The sequence below is a fragment of the Streptomyces sp. NPDC101151 genome (assembly GCF_044768335.1).
Classification (GTDB): domain Bacteria; phylum Actinomycetota; class Actinomycetes; order Streptomycetales; family Streptomycetaceae; genus Streptomyces.
Genome location: NZ_JBIWPP010000001.1, coordinates 169,658 through 191,987 on the forward strand (window position 1 = coordinate 169,658; position 22,330 = coordinate 191,987).

Below are 22,330 nucleotides of genomic sequence, written 5' to 3' on the forward strand. Positions count from 1 at the left end.
TGTCCGCGGACTGCCCACCATCCGCTCAGGTCTGTGAAGCGACCGGTCCTGGCTGGGCTTTTTCGCACTCGGGGAGCCATTGTCAGTGGGCTGCGGTAGCTTCCGAAGTGCTGGGGCGCGAGGGCGCGCGAACAGAACGGCCACAGGGGTGGGTGGACGATGGGCAACAGCACGGCGACCACGGAGCTCGAGGACGCACTGGAGAAGCACCGGACCGAGCTGACCGGGTACTGCTACCGCATGCTCGGCTCGTCCTTCGAGGCCGAGGACGCGGTGCAGGACACCCTGGTGCGGGCCTGGCGGAGCTACGACAAGTTCGAGGGCCGCTCCAGCCTCCGCTCATGGCTGTACCGGATCGCGACGAACGTGTGCCTGGACATGCTGACAGCGGGCAACAAGCGGGCCCGGCCCATGGACCTCACCGAGTCGACACCGCTCGCGCGGGCGGCCCTGTCCCCGCGCCCGGACAACACGTGGCTGGAACCGATGCCGGACGCGCGCGTGCTGCCGACGGTCGAGGACCCGGCGGAGGCGGCCGTCGCCAAGGAGTCGATCCGGCTGGCGTTCATGGCGGCCCTGCAGCAACTGCCGCCCAAGCAGCGGGCGGTGCTGATCCTGCGCGAGGTGCTGGCCTGGAGGGCGAGCGAGGTCGCCGAGCTGCTGGACACGACGGTCGCCTCGGTCAACAGCGCGCTGCAGCGGGCCCGGGCGACGCTCGCCGAGCGCGGGGACGGGGACGCCGAGGGTTCGGTCTCCGACCCGCTGGACGAGGAGCAGCAGAAGCTCCTGGAGCGCTATGTGAAGGCGTTCGAGGGGTACGACATGACGGCGCTGACGGCCCTGCTCCACGAGGACGCCATCATGACGATGCCTCCGTTCGACCTGTGGCTGCGCGGCACGGCCGACATCACCGGCTTCATGACCACCCTGGGCGCCTCCTGTGCCGGCTCCCGTCTGCTGCCGGTGCAGGCCAACGGTCTGCCCGGCTTCGCGCACTACAAGCCGGACGAGGAGAAGGGCGGCTTCAGCCCCTGGGCGGTGCAGGTGCTGGAGATCTCAGACGGCCGGATCACCGGATTCCACTGCTTCCTCGACACCCAGCGCTGGTTCCCCCTCTTCGACCTGCCCCTCCATCTGGAAGCGGAGCCCGACCAGGTCGAGGAGGGCGTGTAGCGCCGGGTCGGGGTCGCGCAGCCGTATCCGCCCGCCGGCCCGGCGGGCGGCCAGCTCCAGCCGCGCCAGCAGGTCGACGGTCCTGAGCCCCGGCGGCCCGAGCCCACCCACGTCGCACACGATGACGCCGGCCCCACTGACCTCCAGCAGTGCCCGTACGTCGTCGCACAGCCCCTGCACCTCGTCCCGGGTGACAGGGCCGGCCAGCATGAGCACAGCGGGTGTCTTGGCGTCCACGTGCGGTAGACCGGCGAGGCGGCCGTAACTCATCGCGGGCCCTTGCCCCGGCCCCTGCCCCTGCCCCTGCCCCTGCCCCTGCCCGGCACAGATCACATTGACCCGCTCCCCCGCTCCGCCGGAGGGTTGGCCCTGTGCAGGGGGTACTGAGCGGGTTCGCAGTGATCGCGGTCGTCATCGGGGTGGGCTATGTGCTCGGGCGGCGCGGCTCGCTCGGTGATCAGGGCCGCGAGGTGCTGACCGGGCTGGCGTTCACCGTGGCGGGTCCGGCGCTCCTGTTCACGACCCTGGCCAGGGCCGATCTCGCGGTGCTGTTCTCCAGCCGTCTCCTCGTGACGGCCCTGAGCACGGCCGCCGCCATGGGGGTCTTCGTGGCGGTCGGTGCACTGCGCCGCTGGGGCGTGGGCCGCACCACCATCGGCGCCCTGTGCTCGGGCTACGTCAACTCCGGCAACCTCGGCATCCCGATCGCCGCGTACGTCCTGGGCGACGCGTCCCTGGTGGCCCCGGTGCTGCTGTTCCAGGTCGTCCTGGTCACCCCCGTCGCCCTCACGGTGCTGGACCTCTCCGGCATGGGCGAGAAGGGGACGGTGTGGCGGCGTCTGCTGACGCCGCTGCGCAACCCGATAGCGGTGGGCTCCCTGTCCGGAGTCCTGGTCGCGGCGGCGGGCTGGAAGGTCCCCGACCCGGTCATGGACCCGCTCACCCTGATCGGCAACATGTCCGTTCCGGCGGCCCTGCTGGCCTTCGGCATGTCGCTGCACGGCAGCACAGCCCCCGGCCGGGGGCGGGACCGTCAACTGGTCCTGCTGTCTGTGGCGTTGAAGTCACTGGGCCAGCCACTGGTGGCCTGGGTGCTGGCGAGAGGGGTCTTCGGGCTGCACGGTGCGCCGTTGCTGGACGTGGTGGTGACGTCGGCGCTGCCGGCCGCGCAGAACCTGTTCACGTACGCGAGCCGCTACCGGGTGGCCGAGGCTCTGGCCCGCGAGTCGGTCCTGCTGTCGACGGTGGTGTCGGTGCCGGTGCTGGTGGGGGTGGCGGCGGTGTTGGGGTGAGGGTCAGTCGACGGGGAACTCGCCGTGTCGATCATGACGCCGAACGGATCCGGCAGCTATCGGTGCGTCACCGATCGCAGCATGCCGAACGGGACCGGCAGTGGTCTACCGATCCCGTTCGCCCGAATGGGCTGTGCCCTCAGCGGCCTCCGGCCGCGGGCGCAGGTCAGGCGATACGTTCCAGCACCACCGGCGTGGCCGTGAAGTCCGTGCCGGCCGGGGCCACCTCGTAGGAACCCTCCACCGCCTGGAGCGCGTACTCGAAGCGCTCCGGGGTGTCCGTGTGCAGGGTCAGCAGCGGCTGGCCCTCGGTCACCGTGTCGCCCGGCTTGGCGTGCATCTCGATGCCCGCACCCGCCTGCACCGGGTCCTCCTTGCGGGCACGGCCCGCGCCGAGGCGCCAGGCGCCGACGCCGATGTCGTAGGCGTCCAGCCGCGTCAGGACACCGGAGGACGGCGCCTTGATGACGTGCTGCTCCTTCGACGTGGGCAGCTCCGCGTCCGGGTCGCCGCCCTGGGCCGCGATCATGCGGCGCCAGACGTCCATCGCCGAGCCGTCGGCCAGCGCCTTCGCCGGGTCCGCGTCCTTCACGCCGGCCGCGTCCAGCATCTCGCGGGCCAGGGCGATGGTGAGTTCGACGACGTCGGCCGGGCCGCCGCCCGCCAGGACCTCCACCGACTCACGGACCTCGAGGGCGTTGCCCGCGGTGAGGCCGAGAGGAGTGGACATGTCGGTCAGGAGCGCGACCGTCTTCACTCCGTGGTCGGTGCCGAGACCGACCATCGTGGACGCCAGCTCGCGCGCGTCCTCGATCGTCTTCATGAAGGCGCCCGTGCCGACCTTCACGTCCAGGACCAGCGAGCCCGTGCCCTCGGCGATCTTCTTCGACATGATCGAGGAGGCGATCAGGGGGATCGCCTCGACCGTGCCGGTGACGTCGCGCAGGGCGTACAGCTTCTTGTCGGCGGGGGCCAGGCCGTCGCCCGCCGCGCAGATCACCGCGCCCGTGGTGTCCAGGACGTGCAGCATCTCCTCGTTGGAGAGCAGGGCACGCCAGCCGGGGACCGACTCCAGCTTGTCCAGCGTGCCGCCGGTGTGGCCGAGGCCCCGGCCGGAGAGCTGGGGGACGGCCGCGCCGCAGGCCGCGACGAGCGGAGCCAGCGGCAGGGTGATCTTGTCGCCCACGCCGCCCGTGGAGTGCTTGTCCGCGGTCGGGCGGGACAGCGAGGAGAAGTCCATGCGCTCTCCGGAGGAGATCATGGCCGCCGTCCAGCGGGCGATCTCACGGCGGTTCATGCCGTTGAGCAGGATCGCCATGTTGAGCGCGGCCATCTGGTAGTCGGCGACCTCGCCGCGGGTGTACGCGTCGATGACCCAGTCGATCTGCTCGTCGGTCAGCTCACCGCGGTCCCGCTTGGTGCGGATGACGGAGATGGCGTCCATGGCCATGGCTGATGGCTTCCTTCCGGGAGGTGCGAAGTGCACGGCCCCCCTGCGCAGGTCAGGGGGGCCGTGAGGGAGTTACTTGGTGAGATGGTCCGGGCCGAAGGCCTGGGGCAGCATCTCGGAGAGCGGCAGGACGCCCGCGGGGGTGTCCATGAGCAGGTCGGGGCCGCCGAACTCGTACAGCAGCTGGCGGCACCGGCCGCACGGGACGAGCAGCCCGCCCGTGCCGTCCACGCAGGTGAAGTGCGTGAGCCGGCCGCCCCCGGTGCGCTGCAGCTGCGAGACCAGACCGCACTCGGCGCACAGGCCGAGACCGTAGGAGGCGTTCTCGACGTTGCAGCCGGTGACCGTGCGCCCGTCGTCGGCCAGGGCCGCCACGCCGACCGGGAAGCCCGAGTAGGGGGCGTAGGCGTGGGACATGGCCTCCCGCGCCTCGGCGCGCAGCGCCTCCCAGTCGAACTCGGCGGCCGGGGTGGTCACTTGCCCTGTCCCTTCCGGTACGGCAGGCCGTCCGCCTTCGGCATGCGCAGCTTCTGCGCGGACAGCGACAGGACGAGCAGCGTGACGATGTACGGGGTCGCCGTCACCAGCTGGCGCGGGACCTCGTTGGTGGAGGAGTACCAGAGGAACATCAGGGCCGCGATGACGACCGTGATGACGGCGGGGACGTACTTCTTCCGCCAGGCCTGGAAGGCGGCGCCGAACACGAGCAGGATCGCCAGCAGCAGGATCAGCGCGTGGACGTTCACCGTGCCGCCGCGCAGGTTGAGGCTGTCGGTGTAGCCGAACAGGCCGGCGCCGAGGGCGAGGCCGCCCGGCATCCAGTTGCCGAAGATCATCGCGGCGAGACCGATGTAGCCGCGGCCGGCCGTCTGGCCGTCGAGGTACACGTTCGAGGCGACGATGGACAGGAACGCGCCGCCGAGGCCGGCGAAGCCGCCGGAGATGATCACGGCGATGTACTTGTACTTGTACACGTTGACGCCGAGGGACTCGGCCGCCACCGGGTTCTCGCCGCAGGAGCGCAGGCGCAGGCCGAAGGAGGTGCGCCACAGCACCCACCAGGTCGCCGGGATCATGGCGACCGCGATGACGGTCAGCGGCGACAGGTCGGTGACCAGACCGCCGAGCAGGCCGGCGATGTCGGAGACCAGGAACCAGTGCTTGCCGTTGAGCGTGTTCAGCCAGTCCGACAGACCCGGGATGCTGAACTCGCCGAGGGAGTCGATCGGCGGGGACTGCTTGGTGGAACCCTGCGGGGCGTTGGCGAAGGTGAACTTCGACAGATAGCGGGTCACGCCGAGGGCCAGGATGTTCAGCGCCACACCGGAGACGATGTGGTTGACGTTGAAGGTGACGGTGGCGATGGCGTGCAGGACGGCGCCGAGCGCGCCGCCGATGATGCCGAAGACGACACCGGTCCACGGGCCCCACTGGTAGCCGGCCCAGGCGCCGAACCAGGTACCGAGGATCATCATGCCCTCGAGGCCGATGTTGACGACGCCCGCGCGCTCGGCCCACAGGCCGCCGAGGCCCGCGAGGCCGATCGGCACCGCGAGCTGCAGCGCGGTGGACATCTGCCCGACCGAGGTGATGCCGTCCGCGCCGGTGATCACGCGGACGATCGAGGTCAGCACCAGTACGCCTGCGATGACCAGCAGGAGTACCGGGAGCGACATACGGCGGCCGCCCTTGCCGGGCTGCTTCGCCTGCGGCTTGGCGATGGTCGCGGTGGACATCAGGCAGCCACCTCCTTCTTGGTGTTCTGGGCGGCGGCCGCGGCCAGCTCGGCGCCGACCTGGCGCTGCTGGCGGCGCAGAGCCCACTGCTGTACGGCCGCGTACGAGATGACGACCGCGAAGACGATCAGGCCCTGCATGATCGTGGCGATCTCCTTGTCGTACGCCACGGGGGTCGCGTAGTCGAGGGCGGGCGAGGCCTTGTCGAGGAAGGCCCACAGCAGGGCGGCGAGTGCGATGCCGCCCGGGTTGTTGCGGCCGAGCAGGGCGATGCCGATGGCGGTGAAGCCGAGGCCGGCCGGGAAGCTCAGGCTGTAGGTGTGGGTGTCGCCGAGCAGCAGCGGCAGACCGGCCAGGCCCGCGACGGCGCCGGAGATCAGCATGGAGATCAGCACCATGCGCTTGGCGTCCACGCCGGAGGCCGCGGCGGCGGTCTCCGAGGCGCCGGTGGCGCGCAGGTCGAAGCCGAAGCGGGTGCGGTTGAGGACCACCCAGTAGGCGATGCCGAGCACGACGGCGAGGAAGACCAGGCCGTAGATCTCGCCGACGTCCGAGCCGAGGTTGATGCCCGGGAACCAGCCGGACTCCTTCATCACGCCGGTCGTCACGTTGTCGCCGACCTGCACGCCCCACACGTCGGTGAGGGTGATGTAGCCGATGACGGCGGTGGCGATCGAGTTCAGCATGATCGTCGCGACGACCTCGCTGACGCCCCGGGTGACCTTCAGGACACCGGCGATGCCGGCCCAGAAGGCGCCGGTGGCCATGGCGACGATCAGCAGCAGCGGGACCTGCAGCGCGCTGGGCAGGGCCACGTGCGCGCCGACGACGGCGGTCATCACCGCGGCGAGGCGGTACTGGCCGTCGACGCCGATGTTGAACAGGTTCATACGGAAGCCGAGGGCGACCGCGATGGCGGCGATGTAGTACAGCGACGCCTGGTTGATGATCAGCACCTGGATGTCCGAGTACGGCAGCTGCTGGAGCATCAGGATGTACGGCTCGATCGGGTTCTTGCCCGAGGCGAGCAGGACCACGGAGGTCAGCACGATCGCCAGGACGAGCGCGATGACCGGTCCGGCCAGCGCGACGAGCACCCGCTCCTTGTCGAACTTCTTCATCGGGCCTCGTCCTCCGGACCGGCGTTGTCGTCGCCCTCGGGGGCGGTCTCTTCGTGCTCCAGGTGACCGGACGCGGCACCCGTCATGGCCGAGCCCAGCTCCTCCGGCGTGATGGTGGCCGGGTCGGCGTCGGCGACCAGCCTGCCGTCGTAGATGACGCGCAGGGTGTCCGACAGGCCGATCAGCTCGTCCAGGTCGGCGGAGATCAGCAGCACGGCCAGGCCCTCGCGGCGGGCCTCGCGGATGCGGTCCCAGATCTGCGCCTGGGCGCCGACGTCCACACCCCGGGTCGGGTGGGCGGCGATCAGGAACTTCGGGTCGTGGCTCATCTCGCGGCCGACGATCAGCTTCTGCTGGTTGCCGCCGGACAGGGAGGCCGCGGTGACGTCGATGCCGGGGGTGCGGACGTCGTACTCCTCGACGATCCGGCGGGTGTCGGCCTGGGCGCCCTTGGGGTTCAGCCAGAAGCCCTTGGCGTTGGGCTTCTCGGTGACGTGACCGAGGATGCGGTTCTCCCAGAGCGGGGCCTCCAGCAGCAGGCCCTGCCGGTGGCGGTCCTCGGGGATGTAGCCGACGCCGGACTCGCGGCGCTTGCGGGTGGCCCAGGGGGTGATGTCCTCGCCGAGGAAGAAGATCTGCCCGGAGTCGGCGTGCTTGGTGCCGATCAGCGCGTCGATCAGCTCGGTCTGGCCGTTGCCCTCGACACCGGCGATGCCCATGACCTCACCGGCGTGGATGGTGAAGGAGACGTCGTCGAGGACCTTCTTGACCTCGCCGCGCTGGACCTCGTCCATGAGGTACGAGGCCGACGACTCACCGAGCGAGACCATGCCCGAGGTGTAGACGGTGAGGTTCCTGACCTCCAGCACGGGCCGGTCGGTGACGGTGGACTCGGCGGTCTCCGGGGTGGGCAGCTCGCTGCCGACCATCAGCTCGGCCAGCTGGCGCGGGGTGGTCTCGGAGGGGATCGCGGTCCCGACCGTCGTACCGCGCCGGATGACGGTGATGTCGTCGGCGACGGACAGCACCTCACCCAGCTTGTGGGAGATGAAGATGACGGACAGACCCTCGGACTTCAGCTCGCGCAGGTTGTCGAAGAGCGCGTCGACCTCCTGCGGGACGAGCACGGCGGTCGGCTCGTCGAGGATCAGGGTGCGGGCGCCGCGGAAGAGGACCTTGAGGATCTCCACGCGCTGACGGTCGGCCACACCGAGGTCCTCGACCAGGACGTCCGGGCGGATCCCCAGGCCGTAGCGGTCGGAGATCTCCTTGATCTTCTTGCGGGCGCCGCCGCCGATGCCGTGCAGCTTCTCGCTGCCGAGCACCACGTTCTCCAGCACGGTCAGGTTGTCGGCCAGCATGAAGTGCTGGTGGACCATGCCGATGCCACGGGCGATGGCGTCGGCCGGGCTGGAGAAGCTCACCTGCTCACCGCCGACCGAGATGGTGCCCTCGTCCGGCTTCTGCATGCCGTAGAGGATCTTCATCAGGGTCGACTTGCCGGCGCCGTTCTCGCCGACGAGGGCGTGGACGGTGCCCTTGCGGACCGTCAGGTGGATGTCATGGTTGGCCACGACACCCGGGAATCGCTTGGTGATGCCCGCGAGCTCTACCGCGATTGTCGACTGAGCGGTGAGCGGAGGGCTGCTGGACGCGTCGATGGCGCACTCTCCTCGGGAAAGGGGCCGCTCTACGCGCGTAGCGCCCCTGCTTTAAATAGTGCCCGGATCTGATCGACCTTGATCAAGAAATGCATCTCGATCAAGAAACCGATCCGTTCCGAGCATTCTGCCGCGCGAACGGGGTGCGGGCAGGTCATCCTCTCCGCACCCCGTTCCGTGGCCGTAACGCTGCCATTACAGCGTTCTGTTGGCCAAGGCTTCTGACCTAGATCGTCAGGAGGACTTCACCTTGATGGTGCCGTCCTTGATGCCCTGCTCGGCCTTCTTGACCGCGGCCTGGATGGCGGCGTTGTTCTTGAAGGTCGGGTTGGAGTCCGACAGGCCGACGCCGCCGTTGTCCAGCGAGCCACGGATCTCGCCCGCGAGCGGCTTCTTGTCCTTGATGGCGGACTTGGAGAGGTCGTAGACCGCACCCTCGACGTTCTTCAGGGCCGAGGTCAGGATGTAGTCCTTGTACTTGGCCAGCGCGCCCTGCTTGTACTGGTCGGAGTCGACGCCGATGGCCCACACCTTGTGCTCGGCGGCGGACTTGATCACGCCCTGGCCGGAGAGGCCGGCGGCGGCGTAGACCACGTCGGCGCCCGCGTCGATCTGGCCGTTGGCGGCGTTCTCACCCTTGTCCGGGCTGGAGAAGCCACCCTCCTGAGCCGTCTGGGTCAGGTACTGCGACTCGACCTTGATCTTCGGGTTGACCGACTTGGCACCCTGGATGTAGCCGGCCTCGAACTTGTGGATCAGCGGGACGTCCACGCCGCCGATGAAGCCGATGTGGTTCTTCTTGGTGGCCTTGGCGGCCGCGACACCGGCGAGGTACGAGGACTGCTCCTCGTGGAAGACCATGTCGGCGACGTTCTTCGCCTGGGTCTGGTTGTCGTCGATGATGCCGAAGGTGACCTTCGGGAACTTCGCCGCGGCCTCCTTCACGGCACCCGCGTAGGCGAAGCCGACGCCGATGACCGGGTTGTAGCCCGCCTTCGCGAGGGTCACCAGGCGCTGGGTCTTGTCCGCGTCCGACTCGTTGTCCGTCGGCTCGACGTCACGGCCGCCGACGCCGAAGTCCTTCTGGGCCTTCTCGAAGCCCGCGTAGGCGGCGTCGTTGAAGGACTGGTCGCCCTTGCCGCCGACGTCGTACGCGAGGCCGATGCCCTTGGACTTGCCCTCGGAGGAGGAAGAGGTGGACGAGCTGCCACAGGCAGAGACAGTTACGGCGAGCGCTGCGGTCGCAACGCCTGCAATCGTGATGCGGGACACCCGGCGCATGGAACTTGACTCCTTTGTGCAAGCGCCCAAACCAGGCGCTGGTTCCGCCGCAGCGTAACGCGCGTAGACCAGACGGAAAACCCCCAATGTCCGGTCCGTTATCGAGCTGTGGCCACACTCACTGTCAAGGTTACGTACAGCAGTACGCCCCTTGCGCGAGGCAAGGGGCGTACGGGTGCAACGGCGCCCTGGCGGGCGGGAGACCGGGGTTCAGATCACTTGGTGTCGACCGTGATCTTCCCGTCGATGATGTCCTGCTTGGCCTTGTCCACGGCCGAGACGACGCCGGTCATCGCCTTGTACTTCGGGTTGGAGTCCGCGAAGCCCACGCCGCCGGACTTCAGGTCGCCGCGGACCTCGCCGCTGAGCGGCTTGCCCTCGTAGACGGACTTGGCGAGTTCGTAGACGGCGCCGCCGACGTTCTTCAGGGCCGAGCCGAGGATGTAGTCCTTGTACTTGGTGAGCGCGCTCTGCGTGTACTGGTCGGAGTCCACTCCGATGGCCCACACCTTGTGCTCGGCGGCGGACTTGATCACGCCCTGACCGGAGAGGCCGGCCGCGTGGTAGATCACGTCGGCGCCGGCGTCGATCTGGCCGTTGGCCGCGTTCTCGCCCTTGTCGGGGCTGGAGAAACCGCCTTCCGCCGGCGTCTGGGTCAGGTACTGCGACTCGATCTTGATCTTCGGGTTGACGGACCGGGCGCCCTGGTCGAACCCGGCCTCGAACTTGTGGATCAGCGGGATGTCCACGCCGCCGATGAAGCCGACGTGGTTCTTCTTGGTGGCCTTGGCCGCGGCCACGCCCGCCAGGTACGAGGCCTGCTCCTCGTGGAAGACCATGTCGGCGACGTTCTTCGCCTGGATGGTGTTGTCGTCGATGATGCCGAAGGTGATCTTCGGGTACTTGACGGCGACCTGCTTCACGGCCGGCGCGTAGGCGAAGCCGACACCGATGACCGGGTTGTAGCCGGCCTTCGCCAGGGTCTCCAGGCGCTGCACCTTGTCGGCGTCCGACTCTCCGGATTGCGGCTCGACGTCCCGGCCGCCGATCTTGAACTCGTCCTGAGCCTTCTGGAAGCCGGAGTAGGCCGCGTCGTTGAAGGACTGGTCGCCCTTGCCGCCGATGTCGTAGGCGAGGCCGATGCCCTTGGCGGAGTACTTGCCGTCCTTGGTGGACGTGTCGGTGGATTCGGTGCTGGACTTGCCGCATCCGGCAGCCGCGAGGGCGACGACCGCGACGGTCACCGCAGCCTGGGAGAACCTAGTTCTCCGGGAGATCTTCCGAGAGAGCAGACGCACAGCAAGCACCCCTTAATCCCCACGGCGCCGTCACGGGCCGCTGTCCCCAATATGCCGCCAGTGGTGGCGATTCGGCGCACAGTAACGCGCGTAGAAGGGGAGGGGAACGGGGTTTCTCACGGCCGTTATCGATTCGTGCCGACTCCGGGTCACGGCCGTGCGCCGCCGGTTACGCCTGGGTGACACAGGAGGACGAAGGGGCACCAACCGGGCACCCCTGTCCCCCGGGCGGCCTACTGGTCGTCGAGCAGTACGGCGGCCGTGAACATCTCCACGCCGACCGTGATGGCGCGCTCGTCGGCGTCGAAGTCGCCCTGGTGCAGGTCACGGACCGTGCGGTCACCCGGGGCTCGGACGCCGAGGCGGGCCAGCGCGCCGGGCACGTGCTCCAGGTACCAGGAGAAGTCCTCGCCGCCGAGGCTCTGCTCGGTGCTCTCGACGGACTGCAGCCCGCGCCGGGCCGCCATGGATTTGCGGAGCAGTTCGGTGGACTCGCGGTCGTTGACGACCGGCGGCACACCCCGTACGTACGTGATCTCCGACTTGGCGCGGTGCAGGGTGGCGACCTCGTCGATGGCCGCGTGCACGATGTCGGGTGCCTCGCGCCAGGCGTCCAGGTCCAGGCAGCGGACGGTGCCGGACAGCTCGGCGTGCTGCGGGATGACGTTCGGGGCGTGGCCCGAGTCGATCCGGCCCCAGGTCACCGCGAGTCCGCTGCGGGTGTCCACGCGCCGGGCCACCAGCGCGGGCACGTCGATGGCGACGCGGGCGGCGGCGGTGACCAGGTCGGTGGTCAGGTGGGGGCGGGCGGTGTGGCCGCCGGGGCCGTCCAGCGCGATCTCCAGCCGGTCGCAGGCGCTGGTGATGGGCCCGTGCCGCAGCCCGATCCGGCCGACGTCGACCTTGGGATCGCAGTGCACCGCGAGGATCCGGCCGACCCCGTCGAGCACGCCGTCCGCGATGGCGCCGAGAGCGCCGCCGGGCATGACCTCCTCGGCGGGCTGGAAGAGCAGCCGCACCGGGCGGGGCAGCAGCCCCTTCTCGTGCAGGTCGGCGAGGACGAGCCCGGCGCCGAGCACCACGGTGGTGTGCACGTCGTGGCCACAGGCGTGGGCGCGGTCGGGCACGGTGGACCGGTACGGGCAGTCGGTCTTGGTGTCCGGGATGGGCAGGGCGTCGATGTCGGCCCGCAGGGCCATCAGCGGGACGGCGGGCCGGTGTCCCTCGGCATGCCCGATGTCACAGATGAGCCCGGTTCCGGTGGCGAGGACGCGGGGGTGCAGCCCGGCCCGCTCCAGCCGCTCCTTGATCGCGGCGGTCGTACGGAACTCCTGGTTGCCCAGCTCCGGGTGCATGTGCAAGTCGCGGCGGAAGGCCACGAGTTCGGCGTGCAGGGACTCGCTGAGCGCGCCAGGGAGCACATCCCCGGGGAGATCGGCCTCGGACTCTCGGGACATCGTCTGGTTCACCCTCTGAAGGGTAGGACGCGCGACCGGTCAACTGACCCTCGATCAACAAAACTTCAGCCCGTTAGGTGAAGAAAATCTGACCGGCGGACGCATGGCGGCGGACTCTGATGGGTAAAACCTATGTTTCCTCCTTCCACGGATACCACGCATCGCCATAGTCCCGCTCTATTTGTCCACGGACCGGACCTGTCCCTGCCCGGTAGGCTCCGCCGTCGTGAGCGACTCGACCGAGGACTTCCTGCAGACCACCCGCTCCTCCTACGACGCGATCGCCAAGGACTACGCGTCCCGCTTCCCGGAAGGCCTGTCCCATCCCCTGGAACGGCAGCTGGTCACCGCCTTCGCCGAGCTGGTCACGGCGAACGGCCCGGCCCCCGTGGCCGACCTCGGCAGCGGCCCCGGCTACGTCACCGCCCGCCTGCACGGCATGGGCGTCCCGGTCTTCGGGGTGGACATCTCCCCCGCCATGGTGACACTGGCCCGCGAGGCGCACCCCCAACTGCGGTTCCACGTGGGCTCGATGACGGCTCTGGACCTCCCGGACGCGACGCTGGGCGGTGTCCTCTGCCTCTACTCCGCCATCCATGTCCCCGACGACCGCCTCCCGACCGCGTTCGCCGAGTTCCGCCGCACCCTGGTCCCCGGCGGCCACGTCCTCCTCGGCTTCCAGTCCGGCACGGAACCGGGCCGGCTGCACCTGTCCGAGCGTTTCGGCCACGAGATCGACCTGGACTACTACTGGCGTACGCCCGACCAGGTCACAGCCCTGCTGACGGAGGCGGGCCTGGAGCCGACGGCCACGGTCGTCCGGGAACCGCAGGAGGAGGAGACCCGCCCGCGGGCGTTCCTGCTGGCCCGGAAGCCGGCGGACGCCCCGGGTCACCGGGACCGGGCCCGGTGACCGGGGGACGGGAACGTCCGCTCCCGGAACCGATGCCGGCCCGCATTCACCAGGTGACGGGGAGTTCGTTGAGGCCGTAGACCAGGCTTTCATTGCGAAAGGCCAGACCAGCGGCGTCACCGACGAGGCGGATGTCCGGGAAGCGGGCGAACAGCGAGGTGATGGCCATCTCGATCTCACGGCGGGCCAGCGGGGCGCCCGGGCAGAGATGGGTGCCATAGCCGAAGGAGACGTGCTTCTGTGCGTCGCGGCTGATGTCGAACCGGCCGGGCTCGTCGTAGACGGAAGGGTCGTGGTTGGCGGACGGGATCGCCACGATCACCGCTTCGCCCTTGGTCATCCGTACGCCGCCGAAGTCCATGTCGGCATCGACGAGGCGCAGGATGTTGTCGTGGGAGACGGACCAGAAGCGAAGCGATTCCTCGATGAAGGGGTGGATCTGTTCCGGGTCGTTCCGGAGGGTCGCGCGCAGTTCGGTGTCGGTGAGCAGGCTGAGGACGCTCAGCGCGATCTGGTTGGTCGTGGTCTCGTAGCCGGCGATGAGCACGAGCCGGATCAGCGGGACGAGGTCCTCGCGGGCCAGCTGCCCGGTCAGGACGTGGTCGGTGATGAGGCGGCTGATCAGGTCGTCGGCCGGGTTGCGCTCCTTCTCCCCGGCGAGACGGTGCAGGTAGGCGGTCATGTCCTGGTAAGCGGCCAGCGCCTTGTCCGGCGCGTCCAGGGCCAGGCACAGCCTGCTCTGCTCGGAGAAGGTGAGGTAGTCGGTTTCCGGCACTCCCAGCAGCCGGGCGATGACGAGTGTCGGCAGCGGCAGGCAGAATTCGGTGAACAGATCGAGGGGCCGGGGAAGCTCTTCCAGCTTGTCGAGCAGATCGTCGACCAGGCGCTGGATGCCGGGACGCAGTTCCTTGATGCGCCGGGCGGTGAACTCGGTCATGACCATGTGACGCTGTTTGCCGTGCTCGGGCTCGTCCATCCGCCAGAACGAGTTCATGTTCCGGTCCGGCGGCAGCTGGATCCGGCCCCTGAATCCGGGCTTGGAGTCGTCGGAGCTGAAGCGGGGGTCCATCAGCGCCTGTCGTACATCCGCGTGCTTGGTCACCAGCCAGGCCCAGCCGCCGTCCGGCAGATTCACCTTCCGGGGCGGGTCGGCGCGCAGTTCGGTGTAGGCGGGCGGGGGTGCCATCGGACAGGTTCGGGCCAGCGGCCAGGACATGTCCTGCTGTATCGCGCTGTCAGGCATGATCATCCTCGCGAGGTGTGAGGGTGTGAGCAGCACCACGCACACCTCGCAGTGGCCGGGTCGGCCGGGTGACGAGGCGTGCTGTGGGTGCGCTGGTTCCCGAAGCGTATGCATATGCACTGACCCTGCGCTGACATGCGCGCAGGCGCCGCCGCCGGGCACCGTCGCCCGGGGCCGGCCACACCCGCCTGGCCTGGGGGGTGTCGTTTGGATCACCTCGGATCAGGCCGCGGCGCATGGTGCGGTGCATCGCAAGGCGGAGCATCACCCGCGTACTGGACGTACTCGGGTGATGCGACGACGCGGCGAGGTGCCGTGCCAGGCGTCGCGGACCCGGGGTGATCCGAACGACACCCCCTAGGCCGGAGCCACCGCCGCCAGCCGGTGCACGTCGCGGGCCGTCCCCGTGACCCCCGACAGGAAGCCCTGGGCGCGGGGTGAGGCGGTCTCCGTGAGCCAGGTCGGGTCGATGTCGCAGACGGCGACGCGGACGCCGGTCCCGGCCAGGGCGAGCGGGAGGGTGTGGACGACCGTGGAGGGGAAGCTGAGGATCGTGCGGCCGATGGGGCCTCGGCGGGCGATCAGTTCCAGGGGGAGGTCCGGGCGGACTATCTCCAGACCGGTCTGGGTGGCCAGGCGGTGCAGCTTGTCGGTGCTTTCGCGGCGGTGCGCGAAGTAGCGGGTGGCACCGTGGGCCCTGGCCAGGTTGTGGACGGCCTCGAGGTAGCGGTCGCCGTCCACCACGCCGGTCTCCACCAGGGAGGTGCCGACCAGGTCGGCGCCCTTGGTGATGCGCGGCGGGCCGAAGCGGGCGCGGGTCCAGGCGAAGTCGTTGGCGGTGACCGTGACGCCCTCGGGGGTCTCCGTCACCGGCATGGAGGAGAAGACCTCGACCCGGCGGCGGGCGCTCGGGGTGAGACGGCGGCGCGCCGAGGAGGAGACGGGGGCGAAGAGCAGGTCGCGGGCGCCGGGGCGGCCCCCCTTACGGTGCCAGCGGACCAGGCGCTCGCCCCGGGCGAGCTGGGCGACGAACTCCATCGTCGCCGTGCCGTCGTCCACGACCACCAGGTCGCGGGCGCGGGTGATGGTCAGCAGGAGCTGTACGTAGCGGGAGAAGGGATCTCCCATCACGATCCGGTCGGCTCGGCGCAGGGCGCCGGCGAGGCCGCCGATGGTGTGGAAGGGCGCGGTCGTACCGCCCCGCGCCTCTTCCCAGCGCACCCGGTACCCCTCGTCCCGGGCCAGGTCCGCCATGCGGCGCAGCTGGCCCCGGGTCATGGGGTCGGTCGGGGACAGGACGACGACGGTGAGCTCCGAGTCGGCCGGCTGCCCGGCCCCGGCCGGCGAACGCCGTGCCTGGGCGGGCAGGGAGAGCCGGACCGGCTCGGCGGCGCCGCGCAGGCCGTGGAGGTGAGCCCACTCCAGTACGTTCAGCAGCTGTACCGGGCTCTCCACGAAGGCGAGCGTGTGGGCAGGGTGGCCGGCCTGACCGGCGCGGGGGCTCATCGTCGTACGACCGTCCCGTCGTAGGGCAAGTAAGGCGATCAGGGCACTCAGACCGCGACCGGCTCGCCCGCCGCCGCCGCGATCTCCGCCTCGGCGACGACGCCGGCGACGCGGCGCAGCTTCTTCATCGGGCCCATCTCCGAGTCGTAGACCTTCTTGACGCCGTCACCGAGGGAGGCCTCGATGGTGCGGATGTCGCGGACCAGGCGGACGAGGCCCTGCGGCTCCACGGAGGCGGCCTGGTCGGAGCCCCACATGGCGCGGTCCAGGGTGATGTGGCGCTCGACGAACGTGGCGCCCAGGGCGACGGCGGCCAGCGTGGTCTGCAGGCCGGTCTCGTGGCCGGAGTAGCCGATCGGAACGTTCGGGTACTCCTTCTCCAGCGTGTTGATCACGCGGAGGTTCAGCTCCTCGGCCTTCGCCGGGTAGGTGGAGGTGGCGTGGCAGAGCAGGATGTTGTCCGAGCCCAGGACCTCGACCGCGTGGCGGATCTGCTTCGGGGTCGACATGCCCGTGGAGAGGATGACCGTGCGGCCCGTGGCGCGCAGGGCGCGGAGCAGCTCGTCGTCCGTCAGGGAGGCGGAGGCCACCTTGTGGGCCGGCACGCCGAACTTCTCCAGGAAGGCGACGGCCTCGGTGTCCCACGGGGAGGCGAACCAGTCGATGTTCTTGGTCTTGCAGTACTCGTCGATCTGACGGTACTCGTCCTCGCCGAACTCCACGCGGTGGCGGTAGTCGATGTAGGTCATCCGGCCCCAGGGGGTGTCGCGCTCGATGTCCCACTGGTCGCGCGGGGTGCAGATCTCCGGGGTGCGCTTCTGGAACTTCACGGCGTCGCAGCCGGCCTCGGCCGCCACGTCGATCAGCTTGAACGCGTTCTCCAGCTCACCGTTGTGGTTGATGCCGATCTCGCCGCAGATGTAGACGGGGCGGCCCGGGCCGGCCTCACGCGTACCGAAGGTGCGGATACGGGAGTTGGTGCTCATCAGGAGATGTCCTTACTTGGGGAGGGAATCGAGAGAGGGGCCGAGGATCCAGCTGGCGATCTCTCGGATCGCGCCGTCACCGCCGGGGACCGTGGTGACCGCGCGTGCGGCGCCGCGTACGACGTCGTGGGCGCTCGCGACCGCCACGGGCCAGCCGACGAGGGCGAAGCACGGGAGGTCGTTGACGTCGTTGCCGACGTAGAGCACGCGCTCCGGCGCGATGCCCTGCTCCTCGCACCACTGCTTGAGGGCGAGGTCCTTGCGGTCGATGCCGTGCAGCACCGGGAGCTTGAGCTTCCGGGCACGGGCGGCGACCACCGGGTTCTGTTCCGTGGACAGGATCAGCATCTGCAGACCGCTCTTGCGCAGGGCGGCGATGCCGAGTCCGTCTCCGCGGTGCACGGAGACGAACTCCCGTCCGTCGGAGTCGATCAGCACCCGGTCGTCGGTCTGGGTGCCGTCGAAGTCGAGGACTACGGCGTCGATGTCGTCGTAGGTGGGAAGGGCGCCCGGGCGGTCCGCGTCGAAGAGCGGGGCGAGGGCGCGGGCGCGGGCCAGCTCGTGCGGGTCGTCGATCTCCAGCACCCGGGCCGGGTCGGTGCGGACCAGCTCGGTGTGGCCGAAGAAGCGGTGCTGGTGCTCGCGGAAGCCGGCCGCGTCCATCGCGTAGGCGGCACCGGTCTCCAGCAGGTCCTGGGGGCGGTCCTGGCGGCGGGGGCGGAAGGACTTGTCGTGGTTGACGCCGTAACCACCGCTCACGGCAGTGGAGTTGGCGACAGTCACGGATCCGCCGACGGCCGTCGTCGACTCCGTGTCGACCGCCATCGGGTCGTCGGCCGCGTCCCGCCAGATGAAGCCGTGGAAGGGGGCGACGGTCACCGCGGTGTCGGCGCCGTTCTCCACGACGGCTCCCGCGACCCCGTCCACGTCCTCGCGGACCAGGAAGGGGCTGGTGCACTGCACGAGCAGGACCACGTCGACGGCCGCGCCGTGCAGGGCCTCGTGGGCGTCCATGGCGTGCAGGACGGCGGCCTCGGAGGTGGCGGTGTCGCCGGCGATGGCGGCGGGCCGCAGGACGACCTCGGCGCCGGCCTGGCGGGCGGCGGCCGCGATGGCCTGGTCGTCGGTGGAGACGACCACGTCGGTCACCAGGCGGGCGGCGCGGCACTCGCGCACCGCGCGGGCCACCAGCGGGACTCCGCCGACGGGTGCGAGGTTCTTGGCGGGGACGCCCTTGGAGCCGCCGCGCGCCGGGATCACCGCGAGCACGCGGCGCACCGCGGGGGTGTCGGGACTGGCCTCGGTCATGTGCTCCACTCCTTGCCGTGGGATCCGGTCGCTCACAGCTCTCCCATTCGTCGGATCACGGGGGCCACGCGCTGCACGCCGTGGCGGTAGGCGCCGCGCGCGGCCCGGCGCACGATCTGGCGGACGGGGCCGGGCTCCTTGTCGGCGGCGGGCGCGCCGGGCAGCGGAGCGCCGTCGGGGCCGAGGTGGTGGCGCGCGAGGATCCCGGGGAGGTAACCGGGCGCGGTCTCGGGTGTGTAGTAGGGGTTCAGGGGCGGCAGGCCGCCGGGGCGGTCCAGCAGCTCGGTGATGCGTTCGCGGGCCGCGTCGAAGGCGGTGGCGTAGGAGCCGTCGGCTGCCACGCCCTGCCGGGCCACCCACTCCTCGTTCGGTGCCGGGCGGTGGCCGGCGTCCAGCTGGTCCCAGGAGGCGAGGCACCCGGAGCCGGTGAAGTGGTGGTTGCCGAGCACCTCGCGCACGCCCAGGTCGCTCAGGACGACCGTCGGGACACGGCGGTGCAGGGCCTCGAGGGCGGCCGTGGAGCTGACCGTGACCAGCAGGTCGGTGCGGTCCAGCACCTCGCCCATGTGGCCGTACACCAGGCGGAAGTTGGCGGGCAGGTCCTTGCCCTGGACCAGCTTCTGGTACGGCAGCTCCTCGATGTGGGTGGTGTGCTCGCCGGGCTTGGAGCGCAGCTTCAGCAACACCTCCCGCTCGGGGTGCCGGCGGGCGTGCTCGATCAGCCGGTTCAGCAGGTAGGTACGGTCCTTGCGGCTGTCCGGGACGGAGGGCTGGGCCGCGAACACCACCGTGTAGGGGTCGTGTTCGCCGGCGTACGGCGCCCCGCCGAGGAACGGCAGCGCGACCTCGGTCACCGCGGTGGCGTCGGCGTCGACCCCCTCGTACACGGCACGGAACCGGTCCGCGTCGTGACGGGAGTTGGCGAGGACGAGGTCCGCGCCGTGGCGCAGCAGCAGGCCGTCGGCGAGCTTCTCGTAGACGACGCCGACGTAACCGGTGACGACCACGGGACGCTTCCCGGAGCCCCAGGCATGACGCAGCCCGTGCAGCATCGCCTGGACACCGCCGCCGACCAGGGCGAGGACGAGGACGTCGTACCGGTCTTCGGTACCTTCGCCCATGGCGCGCAGGAACTCGACGCCGGTCACCTCGCGGAGGGAGTCGGCGTGGATGCCGACTTCCTTCAGCTGGCGGGCGGTGGGGGTGGCTCGTCCCCGCAGGAGGTAGCCGTCGAGCCGGATCTCGGCGCCCGTGGGGGTGACGCGCTGCGCGGTGAGCGCGCCCCACTTCCACCGGGTGTCGGAATCCGCGAGGACGGCGACCCGCAGGGACTTCGTTGCACTTGCTGGCACGTCGAAGACGCTAGGAAGCCATTCCGAGGTTCCGCCCAACCCGAATACAACAAAGGGTTAACAGCACATCGCCGAATGGCGAATCAGGCCGTGATCACACCGGAAAAAAGCCTGGTTCACAGCTTCGCCACGCGTCGTTCACCTGGTATCAAGGCGACGGTCAAGACGAATGACGGGCTTCCCCCTAACGTCCCCCACGTGGTCAAGCTCTCCGTCATCGTGCCGTTCTACAACGTGCAGCAATACGCGCCCGACACCCTGAGGAGCCTCAGTGCGAACGCACGTGAGGACTTCGAATTCATTCTCGTCGACGACTGTTCCCGCGACGGGACACCAGAGATTCTCGCGCGCGCGGAGCGCGAGCTGCCAGGCGCGGTCTTCGTCAGACACGAGCAGAACGGAGGACTGGCGACCGCCCGCAACACCGGCATCGACCGGGCGCGCGGCGAGTACCTGACCTTCCTGGACGGGGACGACTGGCTCGCCCCGGGCTACTACCCGAAGCTGGTCGCCGCCATGGAGGAGCTGGGCTGCGACTTCCTGCGCACCGACCATGTGCAGTGCACCGCGCGGGCGCGCACCGTGCACCGGGTGCCGCACGGCCGGCGGGGCGTGGTGATGAGCCCGCGCGAGGCGATCCTGCCCACCGACCGGTCCACCTCCGTGGACTACGCCTACGCCTGGGCGGGCATGTACCACCGCCGGCTGGTGGACAAGGGGCTGCTGCACTTCACGGACGGACTGCGCACGGCCGAGGACCGGCCGTGGATCTGGAAGCTGCACCGGGAGGCGGAATCCTTCGCCGCGGTGAGTCTGCTCGGAGTGTTCTACCGGCGCGGAGTCGCCTCGTCACTCACCCAGATCGGTGACGTCCGGCAGCTCGATTTCATTCGCGCGTTCGACCAGGTCATCGCGGAAACCGCCGCGGACCCGGAAGCCGATGCCCTCCTGCCGAAGGCCGTACGCACGTATTGCGCCATCATTTCCCATCATCTGGGATCCATCGAAAGGTTCGAGCCCGCGGTGGCGAAGAAACTGAAATCCATGAGCGCAGCGGCCCTGCGGCGGATGCCGCAGGAGGTGCTGGACGAGGCGCTGGACTCCATGGACCTCGAGCGCGCCACCAAGCTGCGTCGGCTGCGCCGCCGTCCCGCCCCCGCGGGGGTCGCCGCGTGACCACCCAGATCTTCCAGGCGTCGACGCTGTACGGCACGGCCACGCTCGCCGCCGCCCTGGACTCGGGCTGCTTCCGTCCGGCCGGCCGGCGCATCCTGCTGGTCTGCAACAACGCGGCAACGCCCGAGACCACGCCCGGCCTGGACGAGATGCCCGGTTTCGAGCGGCTGCGCGAGCGCTTCGACGAGGTGCTGTCGTACAACGAGTCGATCTTCCCCTTCCACCCCGGCGGCTGGGCGCCCCGGGTGGAGGACATGCCCCTCTGGGAGCGGTATCTGCGCCACGAGTGGCAGCTGGGCGACGACGACGTGGAGCTGGCCGTCGAGTCGATCCAGGTCAACCCCTCGCTCGCGCTCGCCCAGATCTTCACCGGCGCCCCGGTGACCGTCTACGCCGACGGCCTGATGAGCTACGGCCCCACCCGCAACAAGATCGACCCGCTGGTCGGCACCCGGGTGGACCGTGTGCTCCACCTCGACCTCGTGCCGGGTCTGAAGCCGCTGCTGCTCACCGAGTTCGGCGTACCGGGCGAGATCCTGCCGACGCAGGCCTTCACCAAGGTGCTGTCGGAGCTCTCCCCCTCAGGCGACGATCTGCCGGCGGTCGAGGAGCCCGCACTGCTGCTCGGCCAGTACCTCTCCGCGCTGGACATCCTCACCGCCGAGCAGGAGGAGAACCTGCATGTGCGGATGCTCAAGGGGGCCGTCCAGCTCGGGCACACCAAGGTGGTGTTCAAGCCGCACCCGACGGCTCCGGCCCGCTTCGCCCGCACCCTGGAGCAGGAGGCGGAGAAGCTCGAGGTCGAGCTCACCGTCCTCGACACGCCGGTCCTCGCCGAGGTCCTGTACCAGCGGATGCGTCCCGCCCTGGTCGTCGGCTGCTTCTCCACCGCCCTGCTGACCGCCTCCGCGCTGTACGGCCTGCCGGTCGCCCGGGTCGGCACCGATCTGCTGCTGGAGCGGCTGACGCCGTACGAGAACAGCAACCGGGTGCCGGTCACCGTGGTCGACGCGCTGCTGCCCGAGCTGAGTGACCGTGCCGCGGTCACCGAACAGCGCGGGAGCATGGATGTAGAGGCGCTGGGCGCGCTGGTGCGTGCGGTGGGCTTCGCGATGCAGCCGAAGATCCTGCCGAGGCTGCGCGAGGAGACCGAGCGCTACCTCTCGAAGAACCTGACCGAGGGAACCATGCGCTACTTCAAGCGCAAGCGTCTGACCTCGCTGGCACTGCCCGGCGGGGTGCCCGCCCAGCTGGCGTTCATCCCGCGCAACGCCACGGTCCGCCGGATGGCGCGCAAGGCGCGCAATCTGCGCCGGGCCGTACGTCGCTGAAGCTGTTCCACCTCGTGGGGGCGGGCCCGGCACCGGGCCCGCCCCC

19 protein-coding genes are annotated in these 22,330 nt (G+C 70.0%); 5 read left to right on the plus strand and 14 right to left on the minus strand.

Annotated features, from left to right (window positions below; all coding sequences use genetic code 11):
* The first annotated feature begins 159 nt into the window (after positions 1 to 159).
* Entirely contained in the window at positions 160 to 1,173 is a 1,014-nt protein-coding gene (locus ACIRU3_RS00795; protein WP_404049451.1) for a sigma-70 family RNA polymerase sigma factor, read from the plus strand.
* Here the strand turns inward: ACIRU3_RS00795 and ACIRU3_RS00800 are convergent.
* The gene (locus ACIRU3_RS00800) at positions 1,057 to 1,443 is read right to left on the minus strand and encodes an STAS domain-containing protein (RefSeq protein ID WP_404049454.1); all 387 of its coding nucleotides are present in this window, start codon (positions 1,441 to 1,443) and stop codon (positions 1,057 to 1,059) included. The two genes, ACIRU3_RS00795 and ACIRU3_RS00800, sit on opposite strands and share 117 nt — an antisense overlap.
* Before the next feature lie 101 nt (positions 1,444 to 1,544).
* Here ACIRU3_RS00800 and ACIRU3_RS00805 point away from each other — a divergent pair, with 101 nt between their 5' ends.
* The gene (locus ACIRU3_RS00805; RefSeq protein WP_404049456.1) at positions 1,545 to 2,465 is read left to right on the plus strand and encodes an AEC family transporter; all 921 of its coding nucleotides are present in this window, start codon (positions 1,545 to 1,547) and stop codon (positions 2,463 to 2,465) included.
* A gap of 166 nt (positions 2,466 to 2,631) precedes the next feature.
* On the opposite strand, the gene ACIRU3_RS00810 is transcribed toward ACIRU3_RS00805, so the two are convergent.
* The 8 genes from ACIRU3_RS00810 to ACIRU3_RS00845 form a co-directional block, all read right to left on the minus strand.
* Positions 2,632 to 3,909: a thymidine phosphorylase gene (locus tag ACIRU3_RS00810; protein WP_404050510.1), complete on the minus strand. Its 1,278-nt coding sequence runs from the start codon at positions 3,907 to 3,909 to the stop codon at positions 2,632 to 2,634.
* A 78-nt stretch (positions 3,910 to 3,987) separates the two neighbouring features.
* Complete coding sequence (locus ACIRU3_RS00815) at positions 3,988 to 4,392, minus strand: cytidine deaminase (RefSeq protein WP_404049459.1); 405 nt, start codon at positions 4,390 to 4,392, stop codon at positions 3,988 to 3,990.
* On the minus strand, positions 4,389 to 5,651 hold the full coding sequence (locus ACIRU3_RS00820) for an ABC transporter permease (RefSeq protein ID WP_404049461.1): 1,263 nt from the start codon (positions 5,649 to 5,651) through the stop codon (positions 4,389 to 4,391). The genes ACIRU3_RS00815 and ACIRU3_RS00820 overlap by 4 nt, the downstream gene beginning before the upstream one ends.
* A complete protein-coding gene (locus tag ACIRU3_RS00825; RefSeq protein ID WP_404049463.1) occupies positions 5,651 to 6,772 on the minus strand; it encodes an ABC transporter permease in 1,122 nt (373 codons plus the stop codon). The genes ACIRU3_RS00820 and ACIRU3_RS00825 overlap by 1 nt, the downstream gene beginning before the upstream one ends.
* Positions 6,769 to 8,433, minus strand: a complete 1,665-nt coding sequence (locus tag ACIRU3_RS00830) for an ABC transporter ATP-binding protein (RefSeq protein WP_404050512.1) — start codon at positions 8,431 to 8,433, stop codon at positions 6,769 to 6,771. The genes ACIRU3_RS00825 and ACIRU3_RS00830 overlap by 4 nt, the downstream gene beginning before the upstream one ends.
* A 234-nt stretch (positions 8,434 to 8,667) precedes the next feature.
* Complete coding sequence (locus ACIRU3_RS00835) at positions 8,668 to 9,714, minus strand: BMP family protein (RefSeq protein ID WP_404049465.1); 1,047 nt, start codon at positions 9,712 to 9,714, stop codon at positions 8,668 to 8,670.
* 215 nt (positions 9,715 to 9,929) lie between these two features.
* Positions 9,930 to 10,958 carry a BMP family protein gene (locus tag ACIRU3_RS00840; RefSeq protein ID WP_404049467.1) on the minus strand — a complete coding sequence of 343 codons (1,029 nt, stop codon included), beginning with the start codon at positions 10,956 to 10,958 and terminating at the stop codon, positions 9,930 to 9,932.
* Between the two features lie 287 nt (positions 10,959 to 11,245).
* A complete protein-coding gene (locus ACIRU3_RS00845; RefSeq protein ID WP_404050515.1) occupies positions 11,246 to 12,469 on the minus strand; it encodes an amidohydrolase in 1,224 nt (407 codons plus the stop codon).
* A 226-nt stretch (positions 12,470 to 12,695) separates the two neighbouring features.
* Here ACIRU3_RS00845 and ACIRU3_RS00850 point away from each other — a divergent pair, with 226 nt between their 5' ends.
* Entirely contained in the window at positions 12,696 to 13,382 is a 687-nt protein-coding gene (locus ACIRU3_RS00850) for a class I SAM-dependent DNA methyltransferase (RefSeq protein WP_404049468.1), read from the plus strand.
* A 46-nt stretch (positions 13,383 to 13,428) separates the two neighbouring features.
* Here ACIRU3_RS00850 and ACIRU3_RS00855 read toward each other — a convergent pair whose 3' ends face one another.
* The 5 genes from ACIRU3_RS00855 to ACIRU3_RS00875 all read right to left on the minus strand — a co-directional run bounded on the left by ACIRU3_RS00855 (position 13,429) and on the right by ACIRU3_RS00875 (position 19,777).
* Entirely contained in the window at positions 13,429 to 14,625 is a 1,197-nt protein-coding gene (locus tag ACIRU3_RS00855; protein WP_404049470.1) for a cytochrome P450, read from the minus strand.
* A gap of 357 nt (positions 14,626 to 14,982) precedes the next feature.
* The gene (locus ACIRU3_RS00860) at positions 14,983 to 16,131 is read right to left on the minus strand and encodes a hypothetical protein (RefSeq protein ID WP_404049473.1); all 1,149 of its coding nucleotides are present in this window, start codon (positions 16,129 to 16,131) and stop codon (positions 14,983 to 14,985) included.
* A 47-nt stretch (positions 16,132 to 16,178) separates the two neighbouring features.
* Complete coding sequence (locus ACIRU3_RS00865; protein ID WP_404049476.1) at positions 16,179 to 17,117, minus strand: N-acetylneuraminate synthase family protein; 939 nt, start codon at positions 17,115 to 17,117, stop codon at positions 16,179 to 16,181.
* Between the two features lie 12 nt (positions 17,118 to 17,129).
* Positions 17,130 to 18,425: a cytidylyltransferase domain-containing protein gene (locus tag ACIRU3_RS00870; protein WP_404049478.1), complete on the minus strand. Its 1,296-nt coding sequence runs from the start codon at positions 18,423 to 18,425 to the stop codon at positions 17,130 to 17,132.
* Between the two features lie 32 nt (positions 18,426 to 18,457).
* A complete protein-coding gene (locus tag ACIRU3_RS00875) occupies positions 18,458 to 19,777 on the minus strand; it encodes a DUF6716 putative glycosyltransferase (RefSeq protein WP_404049481.1) in 1,320 nt (439 codons plus the stop codon).
* 198 nt (positions 19,778 to 19,975) lie between these two features.
* On the opposite strand from ACIRU3_RS00875, the gene ACIRU3_RS00880 reads away from it, so the two are divergent.
* Positions 19,976 to 20,953, plus strand: a complete 978-nt coding sequence (locus tag ACIRU3_RS00880; RefSeq protein ID WP_404049484.1) for a glycosyltransferase family 2 protein — start codon at positions 19,976 to 19,978, stop codon at positions 20,951 to 20,953.
* On the plus strand, positions 20,950 to 22,284 hold the full coding sequence (locus ACIRU3_RS00885) for an alpha-2,8-polysialyltransferase family protein (protein ID WP_404049487.1): 1,335 nt from the start codon (positions 20,950 to 20,952) through the stop codon (positions 22,282 to 22,284). Before ACIRU3_RS00880 ends, ACIRU3_RS00885 begins: the two co-directional genes overlap by 4 nt.
* Positions 22,285 to 22,330: the final 46 nt, after the last annotated feature.

Bases quoted from the DNA above. Each gene is read 5' to 3' on its own strand.
- ACIRU3_RS00820 (WP_404049461.1), bottom strand. From the start codon at position 5,651: ATGTCCACCGCGACCATCGCCAAGCCGCAGGCGAAGCAGCCCGGCAAG.
- ACIRU3_RS00795 (WP_404049451.1), top strand. From the start codon at position 160: ATGGGCAACAGCACGGCGACCACGGAGCTCGAGGACGCACTGGAGAAG.
- ACIRU3_RS00810 (WP_404050510.1), bottom strand. From the start codon at position 3,909: ATGGACGCCATCTCCGTCATCCGCACCAAGCGGGACCGCGGTGAGCTG.
- ACIRU3_RS00845 (WP_404050515.1), bottom strand. From the start codon at position 12,469: ATGTCCCGAGAGTCCGAGGCCGATCTCCCCGGGGATGTGCTCCCTGGC.
- ACIRU3_RS00865 (WP_404049476.1), bottom strand. From the start codon at position 17,117: ATGAGCACCAACTCCCGTATCCGCACCTTCGGTACGCGTGAGGCCGGC.
- ACIRU3_RS00835 (WP_404049465.1), bottom strand. From the start codon at position 9,714: ATGCGCCGGGTGTCCCGCATCACGATTGCAGGCGTTGCGACCGCAGCG.
- ACIRU3_RS00855 (WP_404049470.1), bottom strand. From the start codon at position 14,625: ATGCCTGACAGCGCGATACAGCAGGACATGTCCTGGCCGCTGGCCCGA.
- ACIRU3_RS00870 (WP_404049478.1), bottom strand. From the start codon at position 18,425: ATGACCGAGGCCAGTCCCGACACCCCCGCGGTGCGCCGCGTGCTCGCG.
- ACIRU3_RS00825 (WP_404049463.1), bottom strand. From the start codon at position 6,772: ATGAAGAAGTTCGACAAGGAGCGGGTGCTCGTCGCGCTGGCCGGACCG.
- ACIRU3_RS00860 (WP_404049473.1), bottom strand. From the start codon at position 16,131: ATGAGCCCCCGCGCCGGTCAGGCCGGCCACCCTGCCCACACGCTCGCC.
- ACIRU3_RS00800 (WP_404049454.1), bottom strand. From the start codon at position 1,443: ATGAGTTACGGCCGCCTCGCCGGTCTACCGCACGTGGACGCCAAGACA.